Source organism: Saccharopolyspora aridisoli (assembly GCF_004348445.1).
GTDB lineage: Bacteria > Actinomycetota > Actinomycetes > Mycobacteriales > Pseudonocardiaceae > Saccharopolyspora > Saccharopolyspora aridisoli.
In genome coordinates this window covers 116,430-141,872 of sequence record NZ_SMKV01000012.1, presented here as the reverse complement: position 1 = coordinate 141,872, position 25,443 = coordinate 116,430, and the positions used below count along the sequence as shown (strand labels likewise).

The following is a 25,443-nucleotide window of genomic DNA, read 5'->3' as shown; positions in this document are numbered from 1 at the left end:
GTACTGCTGCGTTCGCACACCACCAGTCTGCCACAACCCCCAGCCCCGATCCACTGCCTGGTCACCGCGTCCCACGAGTTGGACGCTTCGACGGCGGAGCCGTTGCTCCTCGCCCCACGTGAGCAACTCGCACCGCCGCCGGTCTGGGACAGCCGTGACGCCGTGCATGGGCATGCAGAAGGGAGCGGCTCCCGGAATCCGGACGGCGTCCCTTGGTCCGCCACCCGCGCCGCTGCGCGAGGTGAGCTCACGCAGCGAAGTCCTGTCCGAGGAGTTCGGTAACGTGGTTCGACGATGAACACCCCCCTCGATCTCGAATGGCAGGGCGACGAGCCCCGGCCCGCGCAGCCCTCCGCACCTCAGGCCCGGCCGAGCCCGGACCCGGAGGCGCTGCTGGCTGGGCTCAACCCGCAGCAGCGCGATGCCGTGACGCACACCGGCTCGCCGCTGCTGGTGGTGGCCGGCGCCGGATCGGGCAAGACACGGGTGCTGACCAACCGCATCGCCCACCTGCTGGCCAGCGGTGCGCACCCCGGCCAGATCATGGCCATCACCTTCACCAACAAGGCCGCGGCCGAGATGAAGGAGCGCGTCGCCGACCTGGTCGGTCGCCGGGCCAACGTCATGTGGGTGTCGACGTTCCACTCGATGTGCGTGCGGGTGCTGCGCCGCGAGGCCAAGACGCTCGGCATGTCGTCGAACTTCTCGATCTACGACTCCGACGACTCCAAGCGGCTGATCACCATGATCGCCCGGGAGCAGGACCTGGACTCCAAGCGCTACCCGGCGCGGACGCTGTCGATCAACATCTCGAACCTGAAGAACGAGCTGATCACGCCGGAGGACGCGGCGCAGCAGGCGGGCAACGACGTGGAGCGCAAGGTCGCCCAGGTCTACGCCGCCTACCAGCGCAGGCTCGTCGAGTCCAACGCGATGGACTTCGACGACCTGATCATGCGCACGGTCGAGCTGCTGCAGCAGCACCCGGCGGTCGCCGAGTACTACCGCCGCCGCTTCCGCCACGTGCTCGTCGACGAGTACCAGGACACCAACCACGCGCAGTACGCGCTGGTCAGGGAGCTGGTCGGGACCGGGCCCACCGAGAGCGGCGTGGAACCGGCGGAGCTGTGCGTGGTCGGTGACGCCGACCAGTCGATCTACGCGTTCCGCGGCGCCACGATCCGCAACATCGAGGAGTTCGAGCGCGACTACCCGCAGGCCCGCAGCATCCTGCTGGAGCAGAACTACCGGTCCACGCAGACGATCCTGTCGGCCGCCAACGCCGTGATCCAGCGCAACCCGAACCGGCGCGACAAGCGGTTGTGGAGCGACGCGGGCGACGGCGAGCCCATCGTCGGTTACGTCGCCGACAACGAGCACGACGAGGCCGCCTTCGTCGCCGGTGAGATCGACAAGCTCGTCGACCAGGGCGAGGCCACGTTCAACGACATCGCGGTCTTCTACCGCACCAACAACCAGTCGCGCGTGTTCGAGGAGGTGTTCATCCGCCTCGGCCTGCCGTACCGGGTCGTCGGCGGTGTCCGCTTCTACGAGCGCCGCGAGGTACGCGACGCCCTCGCCTACCTGCGGGTCCTCGACAACCCGGACGACACGGTGAGCCTGCGCCGCATCCTCAACGTGCCCAAGCGCGGCATCGGCGACCGCGCGGAGGCCGTGGTCGCGGTGCACGCCGAGCAGGAGCGGATCTCCTTCGGCACCGCCCTGCGCCGTGCCGCCGCCGGTGAGGTCCCGCTGCTCAACACGCGCGCCCGCAACGCGATCTCCGGCTTCGTCGAGCTGCTCGACGAGCTGCACAAGGTCGCCGCGGACCACGACGTCGCCGAAACCCTCGACACGGTCCTGGAGCGCACCGGGTACCGGGGCGAGCTGGAGGCCAGCGACGATCCGCAGGACGCGACGCGGCTGGAGAACCTGACCGAGCTGATCACCGTCGCCCGCGAGTTCACCGAGGCCCGCGCGGGAGCGCCGCTGCCGGTCGACGCCGAGGTCTCGCCGTCGGCGGAGGCCGTGGTGTCCGGGGTGACACCCGCGGCGGAGGACGACGCGGACGACGTCCTCGAGGACCCGCTGGCCGACGACTCGCTGGCGGCGTTCCTGGAGCGGGTCTCGCTGGTAGCAGACGCCGACTCGCTGCCCGAGACCGGCGACGGCCTGGTCACCCTGATGACCCTGCACACCGCCAAGGGCCTGGAGTTCCCGGTGGTGTTCTCCGGCGGCTGGGAGGACGGCGTCTTCCCGCACAACCGGGCCCTGGGTGATCCGACCGAGCTCGCCGAGGAGCGGCGACTGGCCTACGTCGGCATCACCCGAGCCCGCCAGCGGCTCTACCTGTCGCGCGCCATGATGCGCTCGGCGTGGGGGCAGCCGATGACGAACCCGGCCTCGCGGTTCCTCACCGAGATCCCCGAGGAGCTGATGCACTGGCGCCGCATCGAGCCCGAGCGCGCGGCCCCGCAGGTCCGCAGCACCTGGGGCAGCCGAGGCGGTTTCGACCGCACCGGCGGCGACTCGGCTCAGGCGGGCCTGGCCGAGCGCGGCATGCGCAGCACCAACATGAAGGGCTGGAAGGACACGGTCGCCCTCAAGCTCGAAGCGGGCGACAAGGTCACCCACGACAAGTACGGTCTCGGCACGGTGGTCGCCACCGACGGCGAAGGCCCCCGGGCCACGGCCACCATCGACTTCGGCACGGCCGGCACGGTCAAGCTGATGCTCATCGGAAGCGTCCCCCTCACCAAGCTCTGAGCTAGCCCCGCCCGGTCAGGCGGCCGGTGGTCGCCAACCGGTTCCGACGAGGGAGCGGACCGGGGTGAACAGCGGGGTGGGCAGGGCGTGCCACGGGTGCCAGCTCCAGGACTCGACCTCGTCGGGTTCGAGGACCTGGGGTTCGCCGTCGGCGGTGATCAGGTGGTGCAGGGTGATGTAGTGCAAGGCCGTCGCCGTCGAAGACGTCGCTGGTTCAGGAGGTGCTCGTGATGTCGGCGGCGCGCAACCCCGTCTCCTCGGCGAGCTCCCGGGCGGCGGTGTCCTCCGGTGCTTCACCGGGGTCGACCTCGCCGCCGGGGAACGACCACTCGCCGGCGCCGTGAGCGCCCTTCCGCATCCCCAGCAGCACCGCTCCGTCGCGCACCACGATGGCGCTGGTCCCCACGAACGGTCCGCGAATCTCCGCAACACCCACGCCGGAGATCCTCCCCGTCATGCATCACCCCGCCACCGAATTCTCCCGGGCCCCGCCCCGGTTCAGGTCACGGTGCCCGGTTCCTGCGGTGCCGGGTCGTAATCGCCGGTGGCGGTGGTGCGCTGGAGCAGGGTGGCAGCGGTGAGGACGTCGTGGTGCGAGGTGAAGAGGGCGTTGACGCCGAAGCGGAGGATGTCGGGCGCCCGCATGTCGGCGACGACGCCTCGCGTCGCGAGGGCCTGGATCAGTCCGTAGGCGTGCGGGTGGCGCAGCGACACCTGGCTGGCGCGGGCCTCCGGTGCGGTTGGGGTGATCGGCTCGAAACCCTCCGCGGCCAGCAGCTTCTCGGCGCAGCTGAGGAAGAACCCGGTCAGCGACAGGCTCTTGGCGCGGACCTGCGCCAGGTCGACACCGTCGAACGCGGTCAGCGCGGCCTCCAGGGCCAGCAGCGACAGGATCGGCGGCGTGCCGATGCGGGCACGCGCGATGCCGGGTGCGGGGGCGTAGTCGGCTCGCAGGCCGAAGGGCTCGGCGTGGCCGGTCCAGCCGTTCAGCGGCGTGCGCCACGAATCGTGGTGCCGCTCGGCGGCGTAGAGGAAGGCGGGGGCGCCGGGCCCACCGGAGAGGAACTTGTAGCCGCAGCCGACCGCGAAGTCCACCCCGAGGGCGTCGAGGTGCACCGGCATCGCCCCGGCCGCGTGGCACAGGTCCCACAGCGCCAGCGCGCCCGCCCGGTGCGCGGCCCGCGTCAGCGCGGCCATGTCGTGCAGTTCGCCGCTGCGGAAGTCGACCGGTGAGTAGCTGATCACCGCGACCTGGTCGCCGTGCTCGTCGAGGAACTCCGGCAGGTCCGCGGGAGCCACCCGGCGGACCTGACGCCGGTGCAGCTGGGCGACCGAGTCGGCCAGGTACCGGTCGGTGGGGAAGTGCTCCGGGTCGGTGACCAGAAGCGGGCGGCCCGGGCGCAGCTCCGCCGCGGCGCTGAGGGCGGTGAAGAGCTGCACGCTGGTGGAATCACCCGCGACCGTCCGACCAGGCGCGGCACCGATCAGCGCGCCGATGGCGTCGCCGACCCGCAGCGGGGCCTGCCACCAGTCGTGGGTGTTCCAGGAGCGGATCAGGTCGGTGCCCCACTGGCGGTGCACCACGTCCTCCAGCACCGGCGGCACCGCGGCGGGCAGCGGGCCGAGCGAGTTCCCGTCGAGGTAGACCACTCCCTCCGGCAGCAGGAAGCGGTCCCGGACGTGCGCGAGCGGGTCGGTGGCGTCGAGCTGGTCGGCGAGGTCGGTGAGCTGTTGTGCCATCAGGAGCACCCTCTCGCAGAGTTGTCGTCCCACTCACCGCACAACCGCCACAGCACGGCGGCCACGTCCGCGGCGGCCGGGGTGTCCGGTTCGATCAGCGCGTAGTGGCCTGTCCCGGGCAGCACCACGGTCTCCAGGTCGCGGTGCACGGCCGCGTAGTCGGTGAACTGCCCGCGCGGCACCTCCTCGTCGACCTCGCCGTGCAGCAGGACGGTGCGCACCCCCGTCGTCCCGGCTTCCGGCAGCAGCGTCACGGGATCCACCATCGGCAGCCGCTCGGTGAACTCCTCGGCGCCCATGAGCTGCAACGCGGCCCCGTCGCTGAGGTCGTCGCGGCGGGTCGCGGCCAGGTCGGTGATCGGCGCCAGGGCCAGCACCGCCGTCGGCAGCCGCGTCGAGTGCCAGCGCGATCCGGCGGGCAGCAGCCCGCGAGCCGCGGACCACAGCGCCAGGTGCCCGCCCGAGCAGTGCCCGGCCAGCACGTACGGCCGCCCGGCGGGCAGCTCGTCCACGATCCGCGCGACGTCGTCGAACGTCGCCGGGTACCCGCCTGCGCCGCCGGAGCGGCGGAACCCGGGCAGCAGCACCGAGAAGCCCTGCCGCGCCAGGTAGGCGGCGAACGGGGTCAGGTGCATCCGGTCGTAGCGCCAGTAGCCGCCGTGCAGCAGCACCACCAGCGGTCCGTCACCGGGCCACTCGTCGTAGCCGTGGTGCGGGTGCTCGCCGTACTTGCCGTGCCGCGGCGCGAGCACCGGCTTGAGGCTCAGCACCCGCTTCTCCTCCTCCGCGGCGTGCGCGGAGATGCTCCTAGACGGCACCGCGGGCCTCCCACAGCTCGGGGAAGACCGCGATCGCGGCGCGCTCCTCCAGGTACTTCACGCCCGCCGAGCCTGCGCTGCCGGGCTTGGCGCCCATCGCCCGGCGCACCACCATCACGTGGTCCAGCCGCCATCGGGTGATCGCTTCGGCCACGTCGGTGAGCAGTTCGCCCAACCGCAGCAGAGGGTGGTGCTGGGGCCCGGCGTAGATGCGACGCCACACCTCGACCACGCCGGGATCGGATTCGTAGGGCGCGGTGACGTCGCGCTCGCGGACGTGCTCGGGCACCGGGTACCCCCGTCGGTGGAGGAAGTTCAGCACCTCGTCGTACAGCGACGGTTCCTCGTGGGCCTCGCTGAGTCCCTTGTGGACATACGGGTCGCCGGAGTGCGCGCGCAGCAGCGCCGCGGACTTCTGTCCGATGAGGAACTCCATGTGGCGCTGCATCGCGGACTGGAAACCGGAGGCCTTGCCGAACGCGGCGCGGAAACCGTTGAACTGCACCGGGGTCAGCGACGCGATCGGCGCCCACGACTCGTTGAGCGCCTTCAACCCGCGGCGGCTGCGCATCAGCGCGTCCATCGCGGCGTCGAGCTCGTCGGCGCGGAAGGCGTCCCGCGCGGCGCGCCACTCGTACACGATCAGCGTGAACCACAACTCCATCACCTGCGTGGTGATCAGGAAGCCCATCTCGTCGGCGGCCTCGGTCAGCGGTTGCTGCAGGTTGTTCAGCAGTGTCGCGCGGACGTACTCGTCGTAGGGGCTGGCGCCCCGGAACGGTTGGGTCAGGGGGTCGTCGGTGGACAGCTCCGCGGTGGCGGAGGCGCGGTCGGTCATCACAACTCCTGGGGGACCGCCTCCAGCATCGGAGGCAGCGGTTCTCGGCGAGCTTCCGGGCTCGGAGCGCAACGCGGTCAGATCCGGACACCGCCACTGGCGTCGATCCGCTGGCCGGTGGTCCACCCGGCGTCGCCGCCGGCCGCGAACGACACCACGGCTGCGATGTCCTCGGGCTGCCCGAGCCGGTCGAACACCGACTCCGCCGAGTAGTTCCGGCGGATCTCCGGGTTTCGCAACGTCGGGTTGATCCCGGTCTCGGTGAAGCCCGGAGCGACCGCGTTGACCGTGATGCCGCGCGGACCGAGCTCCTTGGCCAAGGCGAGGGTGAAGGTGTCCATGGCCCCCTTGCTCATCGTGTAGGCGATGATCGCGGGATAGGCGAAGCGGGTCGTCACCGAGGAGACGTTGACGATGGCGCCGCCGTCCCGGATCCGCTCCAACCCACGTTGGACGATGAAGAACGGGGCCCGGGTGTTGATGGCGAAAACCCGGTCGTAGTCCTGCTCGGTCACGTTCGCGATGCTGCGGGGCAGGGTGATGCCGGCGTTGTTGACCAGCACGTCGAGCCCGGGTGCGGCGTCCTGGGCGGCCAGTCCGTGGTCGAACTCCGCCCACAGCGCATCGGCGTCGCCCGGGACGCCGAGCTCGGCGTGCACCGCGAAGGCGCGGCCGCCGTCGGTGACGATCTCCTCGACCGTCCGCTCGGCGGCGTCGTGGTCGTGGCCGTAGTGCACGGCGACCAGAGCGCCTTCGGCGGCGAGGCGCCGGCTGATGGCCCGGCCGATGCCGCGGCTCCCGCCGGTGACCAGGGCGGTGCGGCCTTCGTGGTGCGGGGTGGTGGTCACGGTCGTCTCCTCGATGGGGCGCGTCAGGCGTCGAAGTCGAGCGCGAGCTCGTCGGTGCGCGGGCGGGCGCGGCAGGCGAGCGTGTAGCCGGCTGCCAGGTCGTCGGCGTCCAGGGCGTGCTGCTGTCCGAGCGCGACCTCACCGGAGAGGACCTTGGCCCGGCAGCTGCCGCACACGCCGTCGCGGCAGGAGTAGGGGACTTCGGGGCGGTGGCGCAGCACCGCGTCGAGCACCACCCGGTCCTGCGGGAGCATGGTCACGCTGCTGGTGCGGCCGCCGAGGGTCGCGCTGATCCGGCTGGCCAGGGACTCGGGTTCCGGCGCGGGTCCGGTCGCGGTGGAGGTGAACAGCTCGGTGCGGACGTCCTCGGGCGGAGTTCCCTCCAGCGCCTCGCGCGCGGTGGCCAGCAGACCGGGCGGGCCGCACAGCGCGAACTGCGCGCCCGGCCGGACGTCGAGCAGCTCCAGCAGCCGCCGCAGCTTCCGCGGGTCGATCCGGCCGGTGCACAGCTCGCTGCCGCCGCGCTCGCGGGTCAGCACGTGCAGCACGTCGAAGCGCTGCACGAACTCGTCCTTGAGCAGCGCGATCTCGTCGGCCAGCAGCGCGTCGGCAGCCGTGCGCGCGGAGTGCACCAACGACACCCGGCAGTCCGGGTCACCGCGCAGCGCGGCGGCGGCCATCGGAGCCAGCGGTGTGATCCCGCAGCCACCGGCGATCAGCACGTGGTGCGCGCCCCGCACAGCCGCAAGCCCGAACATCCCGGCGGGCGGCGACAGCTCGACGAGGTCGCCCGCCGCCAGTTCGCTGCTCGCGTAGGCGCCGAAACCGCCTGGCGTGACCGGCTTGAGCACCAGCCGCAGCGCGGCCGGGTCGCCGGGCGGCGGGCACACCGAGTAGCTGCGCCGCAGCTCACCGGCCGGGCTGCGGTGCCGGACCACGACGTGCTGGCCCGGCCGGTGCGCGAACGTCCCGGCCAGCTCCGACGGCACGTGCAGGGACAGGGCCACGGCCTCGGCGGTCAGGTGCTCGACCCGGGTGACTTCCAGCGGGTACCAGCCCGCGGTGGTGGTCGTGCTCATGGGAGTCCCCTCACGTCGCCGTGATGCACGGGAAGACCTCCCGGCACTCCGCGCAGCGCAGCATCGACTGGCAGCGCGTCGGACCGAAGGAGCTGTGCGGTCGGGTGTCCTGCGAGCCGCAGTGCGGGCAGGGGGTGCCCAGGCCCAACCCGAGCGAGGTCGGGCCACCGGGCGGGGCGATGCCGTGCGCGGCGAGCTTCTCCCGCCCGGCCGGTGTGATCATCTCGGTCGTCCACGCCGGGGTGAGCTCGTGGCGCACCCGGCCGTCCGGGTGGCCGCAGTCGCGAAGCACCTGCTCGATGGCCGCCGTGATGGCCGGGATCGCCGGGCAGCCCAGGAACGTCGGGGTGAACCCGACCTCCACGCACCCGTCGCCCGCGGTGCCCGCGGACCGGATCACCCCGAGCTCGCCGAGGGTGATCACAGGCAGTTCGGGGTCGGGGAGCGCTTCGACCCGGGCACGCACCCGGTCGACGTCCTCGCGGGCGGTCACCACGTGCCTCCCGGATGCTGGCGGTGCACCGACTGCAGCTCGGCGACCAGCGGACCGAACGCCTCGGTGTGCAGGCCGGCCCGTCCGCCGGTGGCGTGCCAGTCCGGCGCGGGCTCGGTGAGCTCGGCGCGGGCGAGCACGTCGGTGACGCCCTCGTGCCAGGCCGAGCGCACTTGATCCGGGCGCGGGTGCAGCCCGGCGTCGACCAGCCGGTCCACCACCGGGTCCGACTCGAAGAGTTCGGCCGCGTGGGGCCAGATCCGGTCCAGCCCGGCCTGCATCCGGCGCGCGCTCTCGGCGGTGCCGAGGCCGAGCCGCAGCGTCCAGTCGGAGGCGTGCCTGCGGTGGGAGCCGATCTCAGCGGCCGCCCGCGCGGCGAACGCGGCCAGCTCGGGGTCCGCGCACCCGGCCAACCGCTCGTAGAACGGGACCGCGTAGTGGGAGAACACCAGGTGCCGAGCGATCGTCACCGCGAAGTCCCCGTTGGGCAGCTCCACGAGCAGCGCGTTGCGGAACTGCCGCTCCGTGCGGCTGAACGCGAGGTCGTCCTCGTCGCGCCCGCTGCCGTCCAGCGCGCCGCTGCGGGACAGCAGGGCTCGGGCGTGGCCGATGAGGTCGAGGGCGATGTTGGACAGCGCCAGGTCCTCCTCGATCATCGGCGCTCGGGTGATCCACTGGCACAGCCGTTGCCCGAGCACCAGCGCGTCGTCGCCGAGCCGCAACGCCAGCTCGGCGAGGTCGGCGGTCACCCGCTCACGCATCACCACCCTCCTCGGCGGCCATCGGGTACTGCTCGGGATACCGGTAGGGCTTGTGGCGGGCGTTGCTGAAGAACGCGTCGTGCTCGTCGGGCGAGGTGGCGTGCACCGACGCCGAGGGCACCACCCACAGCGACAGCGGGTCGCCGCGCCGCGTGTAGAGGTCGCGGGCGCGCGTGAGCGCCATGTCCGGGTCGGCCGCGCGCACCGATCCGACGTGCTGGTGCGCCAAACCCCTGCGCGGGCGCAGGAAGACCTCCCACGAGGGCGTTCCGCCGGTCATGCCACGGCCTCCGCGGTCCCCTCGCGGGTCGCGCAGGCGGCGACCGCCTCCCGCACCCACGCGCCGTCGGAGTGCGCGGCGACCCGGTGGGCGATCCGCTGCCGCGCCGAGTGCGTGTCGTCGCCCAGCGCGTCCCGGTACACCTCCCAGGTGATCGGGGTGAAGTCGTAGTGCCCGCGCTCGGCGTTCCAGCGCAGGTTCGGGTCCGGCAGCTCCAGGCCCAGCGAGGCGGCCTGCGGCACCACCTGATCAACGAACCGCTGCCGCAGCTCGTCGTTGGTGTGCCGCTTGATGCCCCACGCCATCGCACGCCGGGAGACCACCGCGCCCATCGCCGCGGTGCGCTCGTCGGCACCTCCGGCGACCGTGTCCGGCGGGCCGAACATCAGCGCCACCGCGGGCAACCACCAGCGGTTCACCGCGTCCTGGGCCATCTCGCGCTGCCCGGGAGTGCCCGCGCACAACGCGCGCAACTGGTCGTAGCCCTGCCGCACGTGGAACGTCTCCTCCTGGCAGACCCGCCGCATCGCCCGCGCGTACGGCCCGTACGAGGTGTGGCACAGCGGCGCCTGGTTGATCACCGCCGCACCGTCGGTGAGCCACGCGATCGCTCCGGTGTCGGCCCAGGTCAGCGCCGGGTGGTTGAAGGTCGCGGCGAACCGCTGCCTGCCGTTGTGCAGCGCGTCGAGCAGCTCGTCGCGGTCGGTGCCCAGCGTCTCGGCGGCCGAGTACAGGTACATGCCGTGGCCCGCCTCGTCCTGGACCTTGGCCAGCAGCACGGATTTGCGGTGCAGCGACGGGGCGCGGGTCAGCCACGCGCCCTCCGGTTGCATGCCGATGATCTCGGAGTGGGCGTGCTGGGCGATCTGCCGCAGCACCATCCGGCGGTAGCCGTCCGGGACCCAGTCGCGCGGCTCCACCGACGCGCCGTCGCGCAGCAGCGCCTCGAAGCGCTCGTTGAGCTCGTCCTCGGACTGCGGCGCGCTCACGTGTTCCCGCCCGCACCGGTCCGCTCGCATCGCCTGCGCACCCCGCATCACTCCCTCAAGCGATCACCCGACGGCTTGTGCCGCGAAATCCCACCGGAGAAGAAGAGTGCCGGGGCAACGCCGGCTATCCCGTCGGCCGCGTGAACAACGTCACCGGGTTCGCGGGGAGTGCGAACGCCCGCGCGCGCCTCTTGTGGGACGACACACCGTTGTCGAAAAGCGAAAGAGGTTGCCATGAGCACCATCCGGACGTTGCTGGTCGAACTCACCGGCACCGCCGAGTTCGCCGATTCCGTCGGCGACGACGTTGACCTCGCCGCCAGCGGCATCGACTCCGGCGACCTGGTGCGCCTCGTGCTGCTCGTCGAACAGCGCACGGGCGTCGAGATCACCGCTGAGGACGTGGAGCAGCTGCGCACCATCGCCGACTACGAGCGCTTCGTCGCCGAGCGCACGGCCACCACCGGCGGCGCGTGATGTGGCTGACCCAGCTGGCGGAGCGCAACCGCCAGTGCTTCCCGGACCGCACCGCGCTCGTCGACGAGCACCGCAGCACCACCTGGGCGCAGTTCCACGACCGCACCGCCGAGCTGGCCCGCGGGCTGGTCGAGCTGGGCGTGCAGCGCGGGGATCGGGTGGTGGTGCTGTCCCAGGACCGCATCGAAGTGCTGGAGAGCTACTTCGCGATCGCGCGCATCGGCGCGCTGTTCGTGCCGCTCAACCACAGCGTCGCCGCCCCGGAAGCCGCAGAGATGATCGAGCGCGTCGGCGCGGTCGCGATGCTCGGCGAGTCCGAGCTGCTGGACCGGCACACCGAGCTGCCGTCGGTGCGCGTTCGGATCGCCTTCGACAAGCCGGAGTTCGCCGAGCTCGGCAGCACCGCTGAGCCGTTCGGGCTGCCCGAGGTGCTCGACACCGACCCGGTGGCGGTGCTGCACACCTCGGCCACGACAGGCCGGGCGAAGGGCGTGACCGTCGACGGCGGCTCGTTCCGCGCCATCGCTCTCGGGTGGCTGGTGCAGGCGCGGCCGACCGACGACATCGTGCTGGTCAACTGCTGCCCGCTGTACCACGGCAGCATGGTCGTCTCGCTGACCTACATGGCGGCGGGCGCGACGCTGGTGCTGCTGCCCGGGTTCACGCCGCAGCGCGCCCTGGCCGCTGTCGAGGAGCACCGGGCCACGCACATGTGGCTGGTCCCGCAGATGCTGCGGTTCATGTTCCAGGCGAAGGCGGCCGAGACCGCGGACCTCTCGTCGCTGCGGGAGATCCTCTACGGTGCGGCCCCCATGCCGATCGACGTCTACACCGACGCGGTGCGCCGGCTCGGCTGCGGGTTCCGCCAGGTGTACGGCATGACCGAGGTCGGTGGCCCGTTCGTGACCCTCGGCCCGGACGAGCACCCTGAACCCGGCGACGTCACCGTCCGCATCCCGTGCGGCCGGGTCATCCCGGGCATGTCCGCGCGCGCCGTGGACAAGTGGGGCGCGGAGCTCCCGCCCGGTGAGATCGGCGAGGTCGTGGTCCGCGGCCCCGGCGTCATGCAGGGCTACTGGAACGACCCGGAGGCCACCCGCGAGGTCACCTCGGACGGTTGGATCGTCACCGGCGACCTCGGTTTCCTCGACGAGCACGGGCGGATCCACCTGGTCGACCGCAGCAAGGACGTGATCATCCGGGCGGGGCAGAACGTCTACCCGTCGGAAGTCGAGCGGGTGCTGATGGACCACCCGGCAGTCCGGGACGCCGCGGTCGTGGGCGTGTCGGACGACGACTACGGCGAAGTTCCGCTGGCCCACGTCGTCGCCGAGGGCGCCACCGCAGCGGAACTCCTGGGCCACCTCAAGGAGAACCTCGCGCCCTACAAGCGCCCGCGCCGCATCGAGTTCACCGATGCCATCCCGCGCAATCCGGCGGGCAAGATCCTCAAGAAGCAGCTCCGCGGCGGCTAGGAGCTGTTTCGTGGTGCTCGGCGGTGCGGGTGGCAGGACTCGGGCGGCGCTGTGGACCCGGTGCGCCACTGCTGATGCATGTCCAGGCACGGCGTCGCGGCGTACTCGCCACAGCGCCGCTGAGAACCTTCGGCGGTGCCGGCTGAACCCGCACTCGGAACAGCGGCTCGCGCCGCATCAACGGTGGAACGCCCGGCGAGGTGATTCCCGCCGGGCGCCCGTTCTTCGCGTCACCGCTGGTGGAGGAATTTCGCGAGGACCTCGGCGACCTCGGCGATCGGGGCGGGTTCGGTCATCTCGTAGTGGTTGCAGGCGATCGGGTGGTCGTGGAGGACTCCGGTGATGTGGCGGCGCCAGTGGGCAGCCTTGTCGGGGGCGAGGGCGAAGTCGTCGGTCTCGCCGGGAACGTCCGCGGTGGCCGTGAAGAACAGGGCGTCGCCGTCGAAGGTGCCCGGTGCGAACTGCGGGGCGATGCGCAAGCTGTTGCGCATCACGGTGGCGATCGAGGTCGCCTCCTCCTGCGTCACCGGCAACCGTGAGTCCGCAGTGGACAGCTCGCCGATCCGGTCCAGCACGGCCGCCACGTCGGGACCCCCGTCGGGGACAGGCAGACCGGCCACGCGGCTGAGCAAGCCGACCACCTGGTGCTCGATCTCCTCCGGCGTGCAGGGCAACCGCTCCGGCGGCGGGGTGTCGAGCATGGCCAGCAGCTCGACCTCCTCGCCGTCGGCCCGCAGCGCGCAGGCCATCGCGTGCGCCACGAATCCGCCGTAGGACCAGCCCAGCAGCCGGTACGGGCCGTGCGGCTGGACCTCCCGGACCAGGTCCACGTAGGACCGCGTCATCTCCGCGGCATCGGCGGCGGGCGGCCGGGTGCCGTCGAGGCCGAACGCCTGGATGCCGTGGACTGGCTGTTCGGCGCCGAGGTGCGGCAGCAGCCCCGTGTAGCGCCACGCGACCCCCGCGCCCGGGTGCACGCAGAACAACGGGGTGTCCCCGCCTTCGACCCGCAGCGGCAGCAGGGGCCGCAGCCCACCGCTCGAGCCCGGACCGTCGGCTGCCAGCGCTCCGGCGATCGTGGGCGCGGCCAGCAGCGCCGCCGCGGGCACGTCCAGCAGCCCGGCCTGCCGCAGCCGTCCTGCCAGCAGCACCGCGCGCATGGAGTCGCCGCCGAGGTCGAAGAAGTTGTCGTCCAGCCCGATCCCGTCGATGCCCAGCGCCTGCTGCCAGACCTGGGCCACCGCGCGCTCGCGGTCCGTGCTCGGCGCGCGGTGCGGAGTGGCCAGGTGCGGGCGCGGGGTGAGCTCGGACTCGGCCGGTTCCGCCCGTTGCGGGGCGTTGGTGCGGGCACCGGGGGCGTCGATCCAGTGCCGGTGCCGCTCGAAGGCGTAGCCGGGCAGCCGCACGCGCTGCGGATCTCCCGCGACCTCGGGCAACGCCGAGTCGACACCGGCGCTCCAGAGCCGTCCCAGGGCGTCGGAGAGCACCAGCCCGTCGGGCCGCTCGGCTTTGGCGTGCCGCATCGTGGTGACCGCGTGCGCGTCCGGGAACCGCGCCCGGGCGAGCCTGGTGAGGCTGTCGCCGGGGCCGATCTCGACCAGAACCGGCGGCTCGCCATCGCACAGCGCGGTGACGCCGTCGGCGAAGTTGACCGTGCGGCGGAAGTGGTCGATCCAGTGCTGCACGTCGGTGACCTCGTCACCTGCCCAGGTGCCGGTGACGTTGGTGACGTACGGGATCCGCGGCGGGCGCAGTGTCAACGCGCGCAGGTTCCCGGCGAAGGCGTCCACCACCGGGTCGAGCACGTGCGAGTGCGCGGCGGCGGCGACCCGAAGCCGGCGGAACGGCAGTTCCCGCCGGTTCAGCTCGTCCTCCAGCCGCGCCACGGCGTCCACCTGCCCGGCGACCGCGCAGGCGTCCGGGCCGTTGATCGCGGCCAGCGACAGCCGGTCGTCCAGCAGCGGCCGCACCACCTCGGCCGAGGCGGCCACCCCGATCGTCGCGCCGCCGCAGGAGACGATCAGCCGCATCCGCTCGGCCACCACCGGCAGCATCTCGGCCAGGTCCAGCGTCCCGGCCAGGCAGGCCGCCGTGTACTCGCCGAGCGAGTGCCCGATCAGCGCGTCCGGCACCACTCCGGCCTCGATCAGCGTGGTGGCCAACGCGTATTCGGTGACCACCAGGGCCAGCAGCGCCGCCGGGCTGCCCGGTTCGGCGTGCTCGAACAGCGCGGTGCGGACGTCCTCGCCGGTCGTCGGGCGCAGGATCGCCGCGCAGCGGTCGATCGCGTCCCGGTAGACGTCGTCGTCGCGGTAGAGCTCGGCGCCCATGCCGACGTACTGGGTGCCGCCACCGGGCAGCAGGAACGCGACCCGCGGCGGTTCCTCACCGACCGCGGGACCGGCCGGTCCGGTGGCCCGCAGCGCGGCGACGGCCTCCTCGGTGTTGGAGGCGCTGACCGCGAGCCGGTGCGGCCACGCCGGGCGGTCGACGCGCAGTGAGTGCGCCACGTCGTCGAGCCTCAGGTCCGGGTGGGTCTCCAGGTGCCGCGCCAGCGCCCCGGCCTGGCCGCGGACCGCCCCGGCGGTGCGCGCCGACAGCGGCAGCACCTGGCGCTGATCGCCCTCGGCCGGACGCGGGACGTCGGGCTGCGGCGGTGCTTCTTCGAGGATCACGTGCGCGTTGGTGCCGCCGATGCCGAAGGCGCTCACCGCCGCGCGCCGGGGGTGCTCGGCCGCCGGCCAGGGCTCCAGCGCGGTCGGCACCCGGAACGGGCCGGACGGGAAGTCGATCAGCGGGTTGGGCTCGTCGAAGTGCAGGTTCGGCGGGATCTCCCGGTGTTCCAGGGCGAGCACGGCCTTGATGAACCCGGCGATCCCGGCGGCGGCGCCGAGGTGCCCGATGTTGGTCTTGACCGAGCCGAGCGCGCAGAACCCGGTGTCGGCGGTGGACTCCCGGAACGCGTCGGTGAGCGCGGAGACCTCGATGGGATCGCCCATGCGGGTGGCGGTGCCGTGCGATTCGACGAGCCCGATGGTGCCCGCGCCGACGTCGGCCTGGGCCTGCGCGGCGAGGATGACCTCGGTCTGCCCGGCCGTGCTGGGGGCGGTGAAGCCGACCTTGCGGCGGCCGTCGTTGTTGATGGCCGTGCCGCGGATGACGGCCCGGATGCGGTCGCCGTCCTCCAGCGCGTCTTCCAGTCGCTTGAGCACCACGACGCCCACCCCGTCGCCGGAGGAGGTGCCCGCCGCGTCGGCGGCGAACGCGCGGCAGTGCCCGTCGGGCGAGAACGGCCCGCCGGGGACGTGCCGGTAGCCCAGCTGCGCCGACGGGTTCAGCGAGGCCGCCCCGGCCAGCGCGGTGTCGCAGCGGAACTCGAGCAGGTCCTGGCAGGCGGTGTGCACCGCGACCAGCGCGGTGGAGCAGGCGGTTTGCAGCGACACGCTCGGTCCGGTCAGCCCGAGCTCGTAGGAGATCCGGGTGGCCAGCGTGCCCAGCGAGTTCGCGGTGGCCGAGTGCACCAGCTCCACGCTGCCCGGCTGCCCGGCGAAGCGCGGGTGGACGTGCGCGGGGTAGTAGCGGCTGTCGCTCGCCCCGGCGTACACACCGGTGGTGGACGTTGCGGCCTCGTCCGGACGGCCCGCGTCCTCGAGCGCGTGGTGGGCTGTCTCCAGCAGCAACCGCTGCTGCGGGTCGACGACGGCGGCCTCCGCGGGGCTGTAGCCGAAGAAGCCCGAGTCGAACCGGTCCATGTCGTCCACCGTGGACGCCATGCGGACCAGCGCGGGATCGTCCAGGTCGCGCGGATCACCGCCCGCTGCCAGGAAATCCTCGTCGCTGATGGTGCGCACGGATTCCCGACCGGCGGCGAGGTTCGCCCAGAACTCGTCCACATCGGACGCTCCGGGGAGGCGAGCCGCCATGCCGATCACGGCGACGGCCGAGACCTCCTCCGGCGTGGTGTCATCCATTGCCGCGGTCCTTCCGCTCCCGGCGGCGGGCGCTGCGCGCGTCCCGCTGCCGCTGTGCACGTTGCTTGGCCAGGTCCAGGCCGCTCGGTCCGGCCTGCTGGTCGGGTTCGGGCGCGGCGGTGGCCGCGGTGCCCTGCTCGGCCAGGTGCCGGGCCAGCGCCCGCACCGTGGGGTGGGCGAACAGGTCGACCACGCCGAGTTCGCAGCCGAGCGCCTTGTTGATCGCGGTCTGCGCGGTGACCAGCAGCAGCGAATTGCCACCGAGGTCGAAGAAGTTCTCGTCGCGGCCCACCTCGTCGCGTCCGAGCACGCCGCTCCAGATCCCGGCCAGCTCGCCCTCGAGCCACCGCAGGTCGTCGCCTCCCGCCGACTGCTGCTGGGCCGACGTCCCGGCCGAGCGCAGCACCCACGTGCCGGGCTCGGCCCCGGCCGCCGCGGCGGCGTGCAGCTCGCCGAGGTCCGCGCCGTCCTCCAACCCGACCCGCCCGGCCAGTCGCCGCAGCTGCCGCACGGGCGCGCGCACGTGGCTGCGCACCCACGGCGCGGTGCGGTCGGCGCCGATGAGCACGTGCGGTTCGGCGAGCCCGCGGGCGAAATCGAACGACCGCAGCGCCATCGCCGTGTCCAGCACCCGGTAGCCGCGGACCTCGGTGAGCGCGGTGTGCTGGTAGCCGCGGCTCATCCCGCGCTCCCGCCACATGCTCCAGGCCAGGCTCTGCCCGGGCAGGCCGCTGCGCCGCCGGTGCACGGCCAGGGCGTCGAGGAACGCGTTGGCCGCCGAGTAGGCGGCGTTCATCGCGCCGCCGAAGTGCCCGTTCACCGAGGAGAACGCGATGAACGAGGTCACCGGGTGCTCTGCGGCGACCTGGTGCAGCGTCCAGGCTCCGAGCACCTTCGCCGCCAGCGCGTCCCGCCAGTCGGCGGCGGAGAGCTCCTGCACGGGTCGCTGGTCGAAGCCGCCCGCCAGGTGCAGCACCCCGGTCAGCGGCAGCTGCCACTCCGCCGCGGCGCCGTCCACCGCGGACCGGACCTGCGCGGGGTCGGTGACGTCTGCGGCCGCGTAGCGCACCTCGCCGAGCTGCTGGAGCCGTCGCAGCACCGCGATCCGGTCCGCGACCGCACCGCCCTCGTCGAGGTGCCGCTGCCAGGAGCGCTCCTCGGGCAGCGGCGTGCGGCCGAGGACCAGCAGCCGGGCTCCCGGCGTCTTGAGCAGGTGTGCGGCCAGGTCGCCGCCGACACCGCCCAACCCACCGCTGATCAGCTGGAAACCTGCCTGCTGCGCTGGTTCGGCGGGGTCGGGGTGCTCCGGCAGCGGGGCGAGCCCGCGCGCGAACCGCTGTCCACTTCGGACCGCGACCTCGGCGTCGGCGGGATGCCCGGCCGCCTCGGCGAGGATCGCCTCCAGCGGGTCCTCGCCAGCGGCGAGGTCGAGGTGCACGCCCCGCAGCCACGGCAGTTCCTCCCGCAGCGACTTCAGCAGCGCACCGGCCGCGGCGTGGGTGGGCGAGGGCAGCTCGTCGTCGGCGACGGCCTGCGCCCCGGCGGTCACGAACAGCAGCTTCATCGGCTTCGGCCGGCCTGGCCGATCCGCCAGCGCGCGGGCGACGACCAGCAGCGATTCCGCGCCACCGCCCCACGGCTGCTCACCGGGCTCCATCGCCGCCAGGTGCAGGACCGTGTCGGGTTCCCGCCCGTCGTCGGCCAGTGCTGCCAGCAGCGCGGCGTGGTCCTGCTCGTCGGGCCGGATCCGGTAGGTCGCCGCGTCCACGCGCTCGAACTCCGCGCCCGAGGTGACGACCGTGCACAGGCCCCCTTCGGACCGCAGTCGCCCCGCGAGGCGCTCGGCCAGGTCCGGGTCCGCACCCGCGAACAGGAGTGCGTGCCGGGCGGTGCCGGCGCGGTGGACGGGCTCGGCGCGCTGCCACACCGGACGCAGGAACCAGTCCGGCACCGTGGCCGCCGTGCCCAGCAGCAGCTGTGATTCGCGCACCGCCGCGTCGAACTCACCGGCCTCGAAGCTCTTGCGCAGCTTGGTGCGCTGGATCTTGCCGATCTCGGTCTTCGGGATCTCCTCCGGGACCACGGGGATCAGGAACGTCGGGCTCACCCCGATCTCGCGGGTCACCTTGCCGCCGATCTCGCGCAGCGCTGTGGCCGCGTCCTGCCCGGTGGCCAGGTGCACGAACAGCGCGAGCTCGTCGGTGCTCACCGCGGGGTCCGAGCGCACCGCGCAGGCGGCGGTGAAGCTCCGCACCACGCTGGGGAGTTCCTCGACGCACGCCTCGATCTCGTGGCTGTAGTGGTTGACGCCGTTGACGATGATGACGTCCTTGGCGCGGCCGGTGATGAACAGCTCGCCGTCGCGCAGGAACGCCAGGTCACCGGTGTCGAACCAGCCGTCGGTGGTGAACGACTCGGCGTTGGCCTTCGCGTTGTCGTGGTAGCCCTCGGTCACCGAGGTGCCGCGCACCTGCAACCGGCCCGCCTCGCCCTCGACCAGCAGCCGGTCCTGCTCGTCGACGACCCGCATGTCGAAGCCGGGGTAGGGCAGGCCGCAGCTGACGAACGACTCGTCGTGGTCGGGGACCTCGCCGGGCAGCTCGAAGTCGGTGACCACGGAGCAGGTCTCGGACATGCCCCAACCCGGGTGCATCACGTGCTGCGGCAGCCCGAACGGCCGCAGCGCGTGCAGGAACCGGCGGGCGGCCGCGGCCACCACCACCTCGCCGGCGTTCATCACCAGCCGCACCGGCGAGAGGTCCCAGTCCTGGCCGGTGAACCGGTCTGCGTGCTCGGCCAGCAGCCCGAACGCGAAGTTCGGGGCCCAGGTGACGGTGACGCGGTGCCGGTCGAGCAGCTCCGGCCAGCGCAGCGGTTCCTCCAGGATCCAGGAGGTCTGCGCGTGCACTTGGCGGCAGCCGAGGTAGACGTCGCGGAGGTGGAACATCACCACGCCGGTGACGTGGTCCAGCGGGATCCAGTTCAGCGAGACGTCGTCGGGGCCCAGCGCGTTCATCGCCTCGGTCGCCGCCGAGCGGGTCAGCACCGCCCGGTGGGTCTGCCGCACCGCCTTGGGCAGCCCGGTGCTGCCGGAGGTCATCAGCAGCAGGAGCAGGTCGTCCGGTGCGGCCTCGTACCAGTCGCGGTCCTCAGGGCCCGCGCGCAGCTCATCGGCCGTGGCCAGCCGCAGGTTCGGCCACTGCTCCCGGGCGGCGAGCTCGCGGATCCCGGCCGCGTTGCCCGGTGAGGCCGCGATCAGCGGGCGACCCAGCAGCCGCCAGATGCCGGCGAGCTTGGCCAGCGCCGCCGAACCGGTGGCGTACGAACCGGGCACGGTCAGCGGCACGGCCACGAACCCGCCCAGGACGCAGCCCCACAGCACGGCCACGAAGTCCTCGGTGTCGTCGCACTGCAGGATCACCTGGTCGCCGGGCCGCAGACCGGCGCCGCGCAGACCCGAGAGCACCCGGGAGGCCTCGACGAGGAGGTCGGCGTAGCTGGTGCGGGCTTCGGTGCCGTCCGGGCGGACGTGCACGATCTCGCCGTCCGGGTGCGTTGCCGCGCGGGTGAGCGCGGAGGCCCAGTCCGGCACGGACGGTTCGGGCAGGCTGCGTCCCTCGGACAGCGCCGGGACGGTGCTCGGCCGGGATCCGGGAGCGATCTCGGCGACCTGCGGTGAACTCTCGCGCGGAACTCCGACGTGGCGGCGTTCCAGCTCGGCAGGGACGTCCTCCAGCCGCGCCTCGGCGTCGCGGACTCCGGGAACGGTGGCCAACCGCCGCTGCCACTCTCGCGCTGCCCGCTGGTCGACCGGCGGCAGCGCGCGCAGCGCACCGGTGTCCACCGCACCGTCCGGGTGGCGGGGCAGGTCGCTGACCGCGACGACCCGGGCGGCACCGGCGAGGGCGCGTTCCACCTGCTCGACCGCGCCCGCTCGGTCCGGCACCACGTGCACCGCGAGCTCTTCGCCCGTGAGCACCACCGCGTCGCGGATGCCGGGCACCGCCAGGGCGGCGCGCTCCACGGCCGTCGCGGCGGTGGAGTTCCTGCCCGGGGCCACAACCGGTCGGTCGCGAGCGGTGAGCGCGCTGATCGGCGCGTCGGGGTCGGCGCAGGCGGATTCCAGCACCTCCCGCAGCGCGCGGGCGAACTCCTCCGCGGTGGCGGGCTCGTAGAGGTCGGTGGCGTACTCGACGTGCACCTCCAGCCCGTCCGGCACCTGCCGGTCGTCGTAGCGCTCCAGCACGTCGACGAACAGGTCGAACTTGGCGGTGCCGGTCGAGGTGGGCCGCAGCGCCGCGCGGTCCGCGCCGAGCTCCAGCACCGCGCTGTCGTTGTTCTGCAGCGCCAGCATCACCTGGAACAGCGGGTGCCGGGACGGGTGCCGGGCGGGGTTGAGCTCCTCCACCAGGCGGTCGAACGGCATGTCCTGGTGGTCCAGCGCCTCCAGGTCGAACGCCCGCGCCCGCGCCAGCAGCGCGCGGAACGCGGGATCGCCACCGGTGTCCGCCCGCAGCACCAGCGTGTTGGTCAGCAGCCCGATCACGTCGTCGAGCGCCGGGTCGGCGCGACCGGCGACCGGGGTCCCCAGGACCACGTCCTCTCCGGCTCCCCATCGGGTCAGCAGGGCGCTCACCGCCGCGTGCAGCACCATGAACAGGCTGGTGTCGGTGGATTCGGCCAGCTCCAGCAACCGGCCGTGCAACTGGGAGTCCACCGCGGAGGTCGTGCTCGCGCCCTCGCCCGCGCTGGTGCCGGGGCGGGGACGGTCGGTGGGAGGGGAGCTCTCGGCGGGCAGCCCGGCCAGTGCGGCCCCCCAGAACTCGGTGAGCTGCTCGATCCGGCCCGCGCCGGGCGCGAGCAGCTGTCGCTGCCAGATCGCGTGGTCGGCGTGCTGCACCGGAAGCGCCGCGAACTCGGGCGCCGCGCCCGCCGCCCGCGCCCGGTAGGCCGCGCTCAGGTCGTCGGCCAGCGGCCGCAGCGACCAGCCGTCGGCGGCGCTGTGGTGCAGCAGGAGCAGCAGCGTCCGCTCGCCGCCGGTGCCGAACAGCCCTGCCCGCAACGCGCTTTCCCGGGTCAGGTCGAAGTGGTGACGGGCCGCGGCGACGACCTGGGCGTCGACCTCGTCGGCCGGGCAGTCCACCACCCGCAGCTCGGGCCGCAGCACGCCCGGCGCCAGCACGCGCTGGTGCACCCCTGTCTCGTCGGGGGCGAAGACCGTGCGCAGGCTCTCGTGCCTGTCGGTGACGTCGGCGAGCGCGGCCCGCAGGGCCTCGACGGCGACCTCGTGACGCAGCCGCACCACGAGCGGGATGTTGTACGTCGCGGTGTCGCCGAGCCGGTCGAGGAACCACATGCGCTCCTGCGCGAACGACAGTGGAATTCGTTCCGGGCGCTCGACGGCCGTCAGCGCGGGCAGCCGTGCACCGGTCGCTCCCCCGACCCACGCGGCCAGGGCGGCCGGCCGGGGTGCGTCGAACAGCTCGGAGATCGGGACCTCCGCGCCCGTCTCAGAGCGCAACCGGGCCAGCAACCGGGTCGCCAGCAGGGAATGCCCGCCCAGGGCGAAGAAGTCGTCCTGGGCACCGACCTCGGGAAGCCCGAGCACCTCCGCGAACAACCGGCACACCAGGGCCTGCTCCGGGGTGCTCGGTGGGATCCCCCCTGCCGCGGCGGCGAAATCAGGTTCCGGCAGCGCGGCGGTGTCGAGCTTCCCGTTGGCGGTCAGCGGGAATTCGTCCACGAGCACGCAGGCCGCCGGAACCATGTGCTCGGGCAGCCGCGCGGCCAGGTGCGCCAGCAGCTCGCCTGCCTCGGGCCGCTCCTGGGTGGGCACCGCGTAGCCGACCAGCTGCGGCTGCCCGTCGCCGGCGCGCCGGACCACCACCGCCGCCCGCGCGACCGCCGGGTGCCCGGCGAGCACCGCCTCGACCTCGCCGGGCTCGATGCGGAAACCGCGGATCTTGACCTGCTGGTCGGCGCGCCCGACGTACTCCAGCACGCCGTCACGGCGCCGCCGCGCCAGATCACCGGTGCGGTACATGCGGGTTCCAGGCCGCCCGAACGGGTCGGGCACGAACCGCTCCTCGGTCAGCTCCGGCCGGTTCAGGTAGCCCGGCGCCACCCCGGGGCCGGACACGTGCATCTCGCCGACCACGCCCGGCGGCACCGGGCGTCCCGACGCGTCGAGCACGTGCACCCGCAGGTCGGCCAGCGGGCGGCCGATGACGCTGGCCCGCCGCGGATCGTCCAGCTCGGCCCAGGTCGTGCGGTGGTGCGTGACGTGCACCGTCGTCTCGGTGATGCCGTACATGTTGACCAGCTCGGGTGAGTCGAGGCCGCGACGTTCGGCCCACGGGCGCAGCCGGTCCGGGTGCAGCGCCTCCCCGCCGAAGACCACGTACCGCAGCGCCAGCTGACGCCCGTCGTCGATCTGCACCAGCTGTTCGAACGCCGAAGGCGTCTGGTTGAGCACGGTCACGCCCTCGGCGGCCAGCAGGTCCAGGAACTCCCGAGGCGAGCGGGTCACCGCGTGCGGCACCACGACCAGCCGCCCGCCGCTCAGCAGCGGTCCCCACAGCTCCCAGACCGCGAAGTCGAAGGCGTAGGAGTGGAACAGCGTCCACACGTCGTCGTCGCCGAAGTCGAAGTGCTCGGCGGCGGCTTCGAAGAGCCGCAGCACGTTGGCGTTGGGCACCGGCACGCCCTTGGGGCGGCCGGTGGAGCCGGAGGTGTGGATGACGTAGGCGATGTCCTCCGGCCCGGTCGGCCCGGTCCGCTCGGCGTCGGTGAGCGCACCGGTCGCGCGCCCGGCGAGGTCGCGTCCGGTGGCGGGGTCGTCGAGCACCACGGCCCCGGCCGTCGAACCGGGCAGCGAGCCGGCGTGCTCGGAGTCGGTGACCAGCGCGATCGGACCCACGTCGTCGGTGACCAGCCGCAGCCGCTCAGCGGGGTGCCGCACGTCGAGCGGGAGGTAGGCCGCGCCCGTCTTGAGCACCGCCAGCAGTGCCGTGATCAGCCGGATCCCGCGCGGCAGCGCCAGCGCCACCGTGCCGCCAGGTCCGGCGCCGCGCTCGACCAGCAGCCTGGCCAGCCGGTTGGCCTCGGCGTCGAGATCAGCGTAGGTCACCGATTCGTCCACGAAGGACACCGCGATGCGGTCGGGGACCAGCGCAGCCTGCTCCTCGAAGCGGCGGGCCAGCGTCGTGGTCACCGAGTGCTCCGGCGCGACGGCGTCCTGCGGTTCCTCGCCCGGAAGCAGCAGGTTCGCTGCGCCGACCGGCAGTTCCGCATCGGCTTCGGTGAACTGCCGCAGCACCAGCAGGAACCGGTCCAGGTGCGCGCTGAGCTCGGTTTCGCCGTAGAGCTCGGGGTTGGCGTCGAAGGCGATCCACAGCCCGTCCGGGTCGGCTCCGGGCCGGATCGAGATCTGCAGGTCCTCGACCGCCCCGCCGGACAGGTGGTGCGAGGTGGACGGGCTGCCCGCGAACATCAGGTCCTCGCTGAAGGGCACGACGTTCACGACCGGTCCGTGCAGCTGCCGCCCGCCGCCGAGCAGCCCGAGGTCGCGGCGCAGGAACTCACCCCGGTACTGCTGGTGACGCCGCAGCGCCCGCAGCTCGTCGGCGACCGCTCCGGCGAGCTTGCCGACCGGCGTCTCTGGTGCGGCCTCGATCCGCAGCGGCAGGACGTCCGAGGCGGTGCCCGGGGTGCGCAGCGCCGCGCTTCCCAACCGGCTCATCGTGGCCAGCCCGAGCACCAGGTCCTCGGCGCCGGTCATCCGGTGCAGGTAGGCGGCGATCGCGGTGACCAGCAGGTCCGTGCGCGCGACCCCGAGCCGGGCGGCCGCCGCGGACAGCACCTCGGCATCGGCCGGGGGCAGGTCGGTGGTGCGGCGCAGGAACGGCGCGACCGGTGCGGCGGTGCGGTCGGCCAGACGCGTCGGCTCGGGGAGTTCGGCCAGCTGCTCGACCCAGTGCGCGCGGTCGCGCGCGCACCGCTCGGAGGACAGGTAGGCGGCTTCGTCCTCCTGCAACCGCAGCACCGATTCGAAGCGCGCCGGCGCCGGTTCCTCCCCGGCGGCCAGCGCGGTGTAGGTGTCGGCCAGCCGCCGCGCGACCATCTTGTAGCTGTAGCCGTCCAGCAGGACGTGGTGCGCGCGCAGGAACCAGATGTGGTGCTCGGCGCCCAGCGTCAGCAGCGCGTGCGAGAACAGCGGCCCCGCCTCGAAGTCCACCGGCGTGGCCAGGTCGCGGTGAATCCACGCCTCGGCCGCGGCCTTCGCATCGGCGGCGTCGCGGAAGTCCAGCCGGTGCAGCGGCCAGTCGTCCCCGGCGCCCAAGTCGCACCGCGGCCCGTCCGGGGTGTCGAGGAAGCGCAGCGCGAAGGTGTCGACCTCGGCCACGGTCCGGCGCAGCGCGGTCTCGAAGAGCTCCGCGTCGACCGGCCCGTGGACCTCCACGTGCTCACCGGTGTTGTAGGCGGCGCTGCCCGGCGCGAGGCGTTGGGCGAACCAAAGACCTTCCTGAGCCCCGGACAGCGGTCGACGATCGTCCCGGCGGACTGACATGGCACCAACCTTCAGCGGCGAGCGGTGTTCACACGGACCACGGCACCCGCTCACGCGCCCGGTCGACCGGTCGCGGGCGCACTGTTTCGCGCGCGCCCGACCACCCCGGACGTGCGGCGCGGGAAGCGCCGGGAAATCCGGGGTGGAATGGGCGGGGAAATGCGTTCGCGCGTTCGGCGGGAATCGCGATGGCATTCGCGGGATCTCCGTTGCGTCGAGAACCTTGCCCGAGCGCGACTCGGCCGGTCAAGACCGGAGGTAGCGGGAGCAACATCCGTTCTAGAGGAACACCTAGATTTGTGGTCGCCATTTCGCCCGGGCGCAGTGATCGAGCCATCC

General features: G+C 73.1%; 16 protein-coding genes. 3 read left to right on the top strand and 13 right to left on the bottom strand.

Annotated features, from left to right (window positions below; translation table 11 throughout):
• Positions 1–294 precede the first annotated feature (294 nt).
• Positions 295–2,766 (top strand): UvrD-helicase domain-containing protein, encoded by a 2,472-nt coding sequence (locus tag E1161_RS12360; RefSeq protein WP_132622788.1) that lies wholly within the window; start codon positions 295–297, stop codon positions 2,764–2,766.
• Between the two features lie 15 nt (positions 2,767–2,781).
• On the opposite strand, the gene E1161_RS27575 is transcribed toward E1161_RS12360, so the two are convergent.
• The 11 genes from E1161_RS27575 to paaA form a co-directional block, all read right to left on the bottom strand.
• Positions 2,782–2,952 carry an NUDIX hydrolase gene (locus E1161_RS27575; RefSeq protein ID WP_207920204.1) on the bottom strand — a complete coding sequence of 57 codons (171 nt, stop codon included), beginning with the start codon at positions 2,950–2,952 and terminating at the stop codon, positions 2,782–2,784.
• Between the two features lie 28 nt (positions 2,953–2,980).
• Positions 2,981–3,202: an NUDIX domain-containing protein gene (locus tag E1161_RS27570; RefSeq protein WP_235874976.1), complete on the bottom strand. Its 222-nt coding sequence runs from the start codon at positions 3,200–3,202 to the stop codon at positions 2,981–2,983.
• A 62-nt stretch (positions 3,203–3,264) separates the two neighbouring features.
• Complete coding sequence (gene kynU, locus E1161_RS12350) at positions 3,265–4,506, bottom strand: kynureninase (RefSeq protein WP_132622786.1); 1,242 nt, start codon at positions 4,504–4,506, stop codon at positions 3,265–3,267.
• Complete coding sequence (locus tag E1161_RS12345; RefSeq protein ID WP_132622784.1) at positions 4,506–5,324, bottom strand: alpha/beta fold hydrolase; 819 nt, start codon at positions 5,322–5,324, stop codon at positions 4,506–4,508. Before E1161_RS12345 ends, kynU begins: the two co-directional genes overlap by 1 nt.
• Positions 5,314–6,162, bottom strand: a complete 849-nt coding sequence (locus tag E1161_RS12340; RefSeq protein ID WP_132622782.1) for a tryptophan 2,3-dioxygenase — start codon at positions 6,160–6,162, stop codon at positions 5,314–5,316. Before E1161_RS12340 ends, E1161_RS12345 begins: the two co-directional genes overlap by 11 nt.
• A gap of 77 nt (positions 6,163–6,239) precedes the next feature.
• Entirely contained in the window at positions 6,240–7,010 is a 771-nt protein-coding gene (locus E1161_RS12335; protein WP_132622780.1) for an SDR family oxidoreductase, read from the bottom strand.
• 23 nt (positions 7,011–7,033) lie between these two features.
• Entirely contained in the window at positions 7,034–8,089 is a 1,056-nt protein-coding gene (locus tag E1161_RS12330) for a 2Fe-2S iron-sulfur cluster-binding protein (RefSeq protein ID WP_132622778.1), read from the bottom strand.
• Positions 8,090–8,099: 10 nt separating this feature from the next.
• Positions 8,100–8,582, bottom strand: a complete 483-nt coding sequence (gene paaD, locus E1161_RS12325; RefSeq protein WP_235874975.1) for a 1,2-phenylacetyl-CoA epoxidase subunit PaaD — start codon at positions 8,580–8,582, stop codon at positions 8,100–8,102.
• A complete protein-coding gene (gene paaC, locus E1161_RS12320) occupies positions 8,579–9,343 on the bottom strand; it encodes a 1,2-phenylacetyl-CoA epoxidase subunit PaaC (RefSeq protein WP_132622776.1) in 765 nt (254 codons plus the stop codon). Before paaC ends, paaD begins: the two co-directional genes overlap by 4 nt.
• Entirely contained in the window at positions 9,336–9,623 is a 288-nt protein-coding gene (gene paaB, locus E1161_RS12315; RefSeq protein WP_132622774.1) for a 1,2-phenylacetyl-CoA epoxidase subunit PaaB, read from the bottom strand. The genes paaC and paaB overlap by 8 nt, the downstream gene beginning before the upstream one ends.
• Complete coding sequence (paaA, locus tag E1161_RS12310) at positions 9,620–10,612, bottom strand: 1,2-phenylacetyl-CoA epoxidase subunit PaaA (protein ID WP_235874974.1); 993 nt, start codon at positions 10,610–10,612, stop codon at positions 9,620–9,622. The genes paaB and paaA overlap by 4 nt, the downstream gene beginning before the upstream one ends.
• 234 nt (positions 10,613–10,846) lie before the next feature.
• On the opposite strand from paaA, the gene E1161_RS12305 reads away from it, so the two are divergent.
• A complete protein-coding gene (locus tag E1161_RS12305) occupies positions 10,847–11,089 on the top strand; it encodes an acyl carrier protein (protein WP_132622770.1) in 243 nt (80 codons plus the stop codon).
• Complete coding sequence (locus E1161_RS12300; protein WP_132622868.1) at positions 11,089–12,564, top strand: class I adenylate-forming enzyme family protein; 1,476 nt, start codon at positions 11,089–11,091, stop codon at positions 12,562–12,564. Before E1161_RS12305 ends, E1161_RS12300 begins: the two co-directional genes overlap by 1 nt.
• Positions 12,565–12,794: 230 nt before the next feature.
• Here the strand turns inward: E1161_RS12300 and E1161_RS12295 are convergent, their stop codons facing one another.
• Together E1161_RS12295 and E1161_RS12290 are read right to left on the bottom strand one after the other, a co-directional pair.
• Positions 12,795–16,535 (bottom strand): type I polyketide synthase, encoded by a 3,741-nt coding sequence (locus E1161_RS12295; RefSeq protein ID WP_132622768.1) that lies wholly within the window; start codon positions 16,533–16,535, stop codon positions 12,795–12,797.
• On the bottom strand, positions 16,528–25,104 hold the full coding sequence (locus tag E1161_RS12290) for a non-ribosomal peptide synthetase (protein WP_132622766.1): 8,577 nt from the start codon (positions 25,102–25,104) through the stop codon (positions 16,528–16,530). Before E1161_RS12290 ends, E1161_RS12295 begins: the two co-directional genes overlap by 8 nt.
• Positions 25,105–25,443: the final 339 nt, after the last annotated feature.

Excerpts from the sequence above, each read along its gene's own strand:
- E1161_RS12360 (WP_132622788.1), top strand. The coding sequence starts at position 295 with ATGAACACCCCCCTCGATCTCGAATGGCAGGGCGACGAGCCCCGGCCC.
- kynU (WP_132622786.1), bottom strand. The coding sequence starts at position 4,506 with ATGGCACAACAGCTCACCGACCTCGCCGACCAGCTCGACGCCACCGAC.
- E1161_RS12340 (WP_132622782.1), bottom strand. The coding sequence starts at position 6,162 with ATGACCGACCGCGCCTCCGCCACCGCGGAGCTGTCCACCGACGACCCC.
- E1161_RS12330 (WP_132622778.1), bottom strand. The coding sequence starts at position 8,089 with ATGAGCACGACCACCACCGCGGGCTGGTACCCGCTGGAAGTCACCCGG.
- paaC (WP_132622776.1), bottom strand. The coding sequence starts at position 9,343 with ATGCGTGAGCGGGTGACCGCCGACCTCGCCGAGCTGGCGTTGCGGCTC.
- paaB (WP_132622774.1), bottom strand. The coding sequence starts at position 9,623 with ATGACCGGCGGAACGCCCTCGTGGGAGGTCTTCCTGCGCCCGCGCAGG.
- E1161_RS12305 (WP_132622770.1), top strand. The coding sequence starts at position 10,847 with ATGAGCACCATCCGGACGTTGCTGGTCGAACTCACCGGCACCGCCGAG.
- E1161_RS12300 (WP_132622868.1), top strand. The coding sequence starts at position 11,089 with ATGTGGCTGACCCAGCTGGCGGAGCGCAACCGCCAGTGCTTCCCGGAC.
- E1161_RS12295 (WP_132622768.1), bottom strand. The coding sequence starts at position 16,535 with ATGGATGACACCACGCCGGAGGAGGTCTCGGCCGTCGCCGTGATCGGC.
- E1161_RS12290 (WP_132622766.1), bottom strand. The coding sequence starts at position 25,104 with ATGTCAGTCCGCCGGGACGATCGTCGACCGCTGTCCGGGGCTCAGGAA.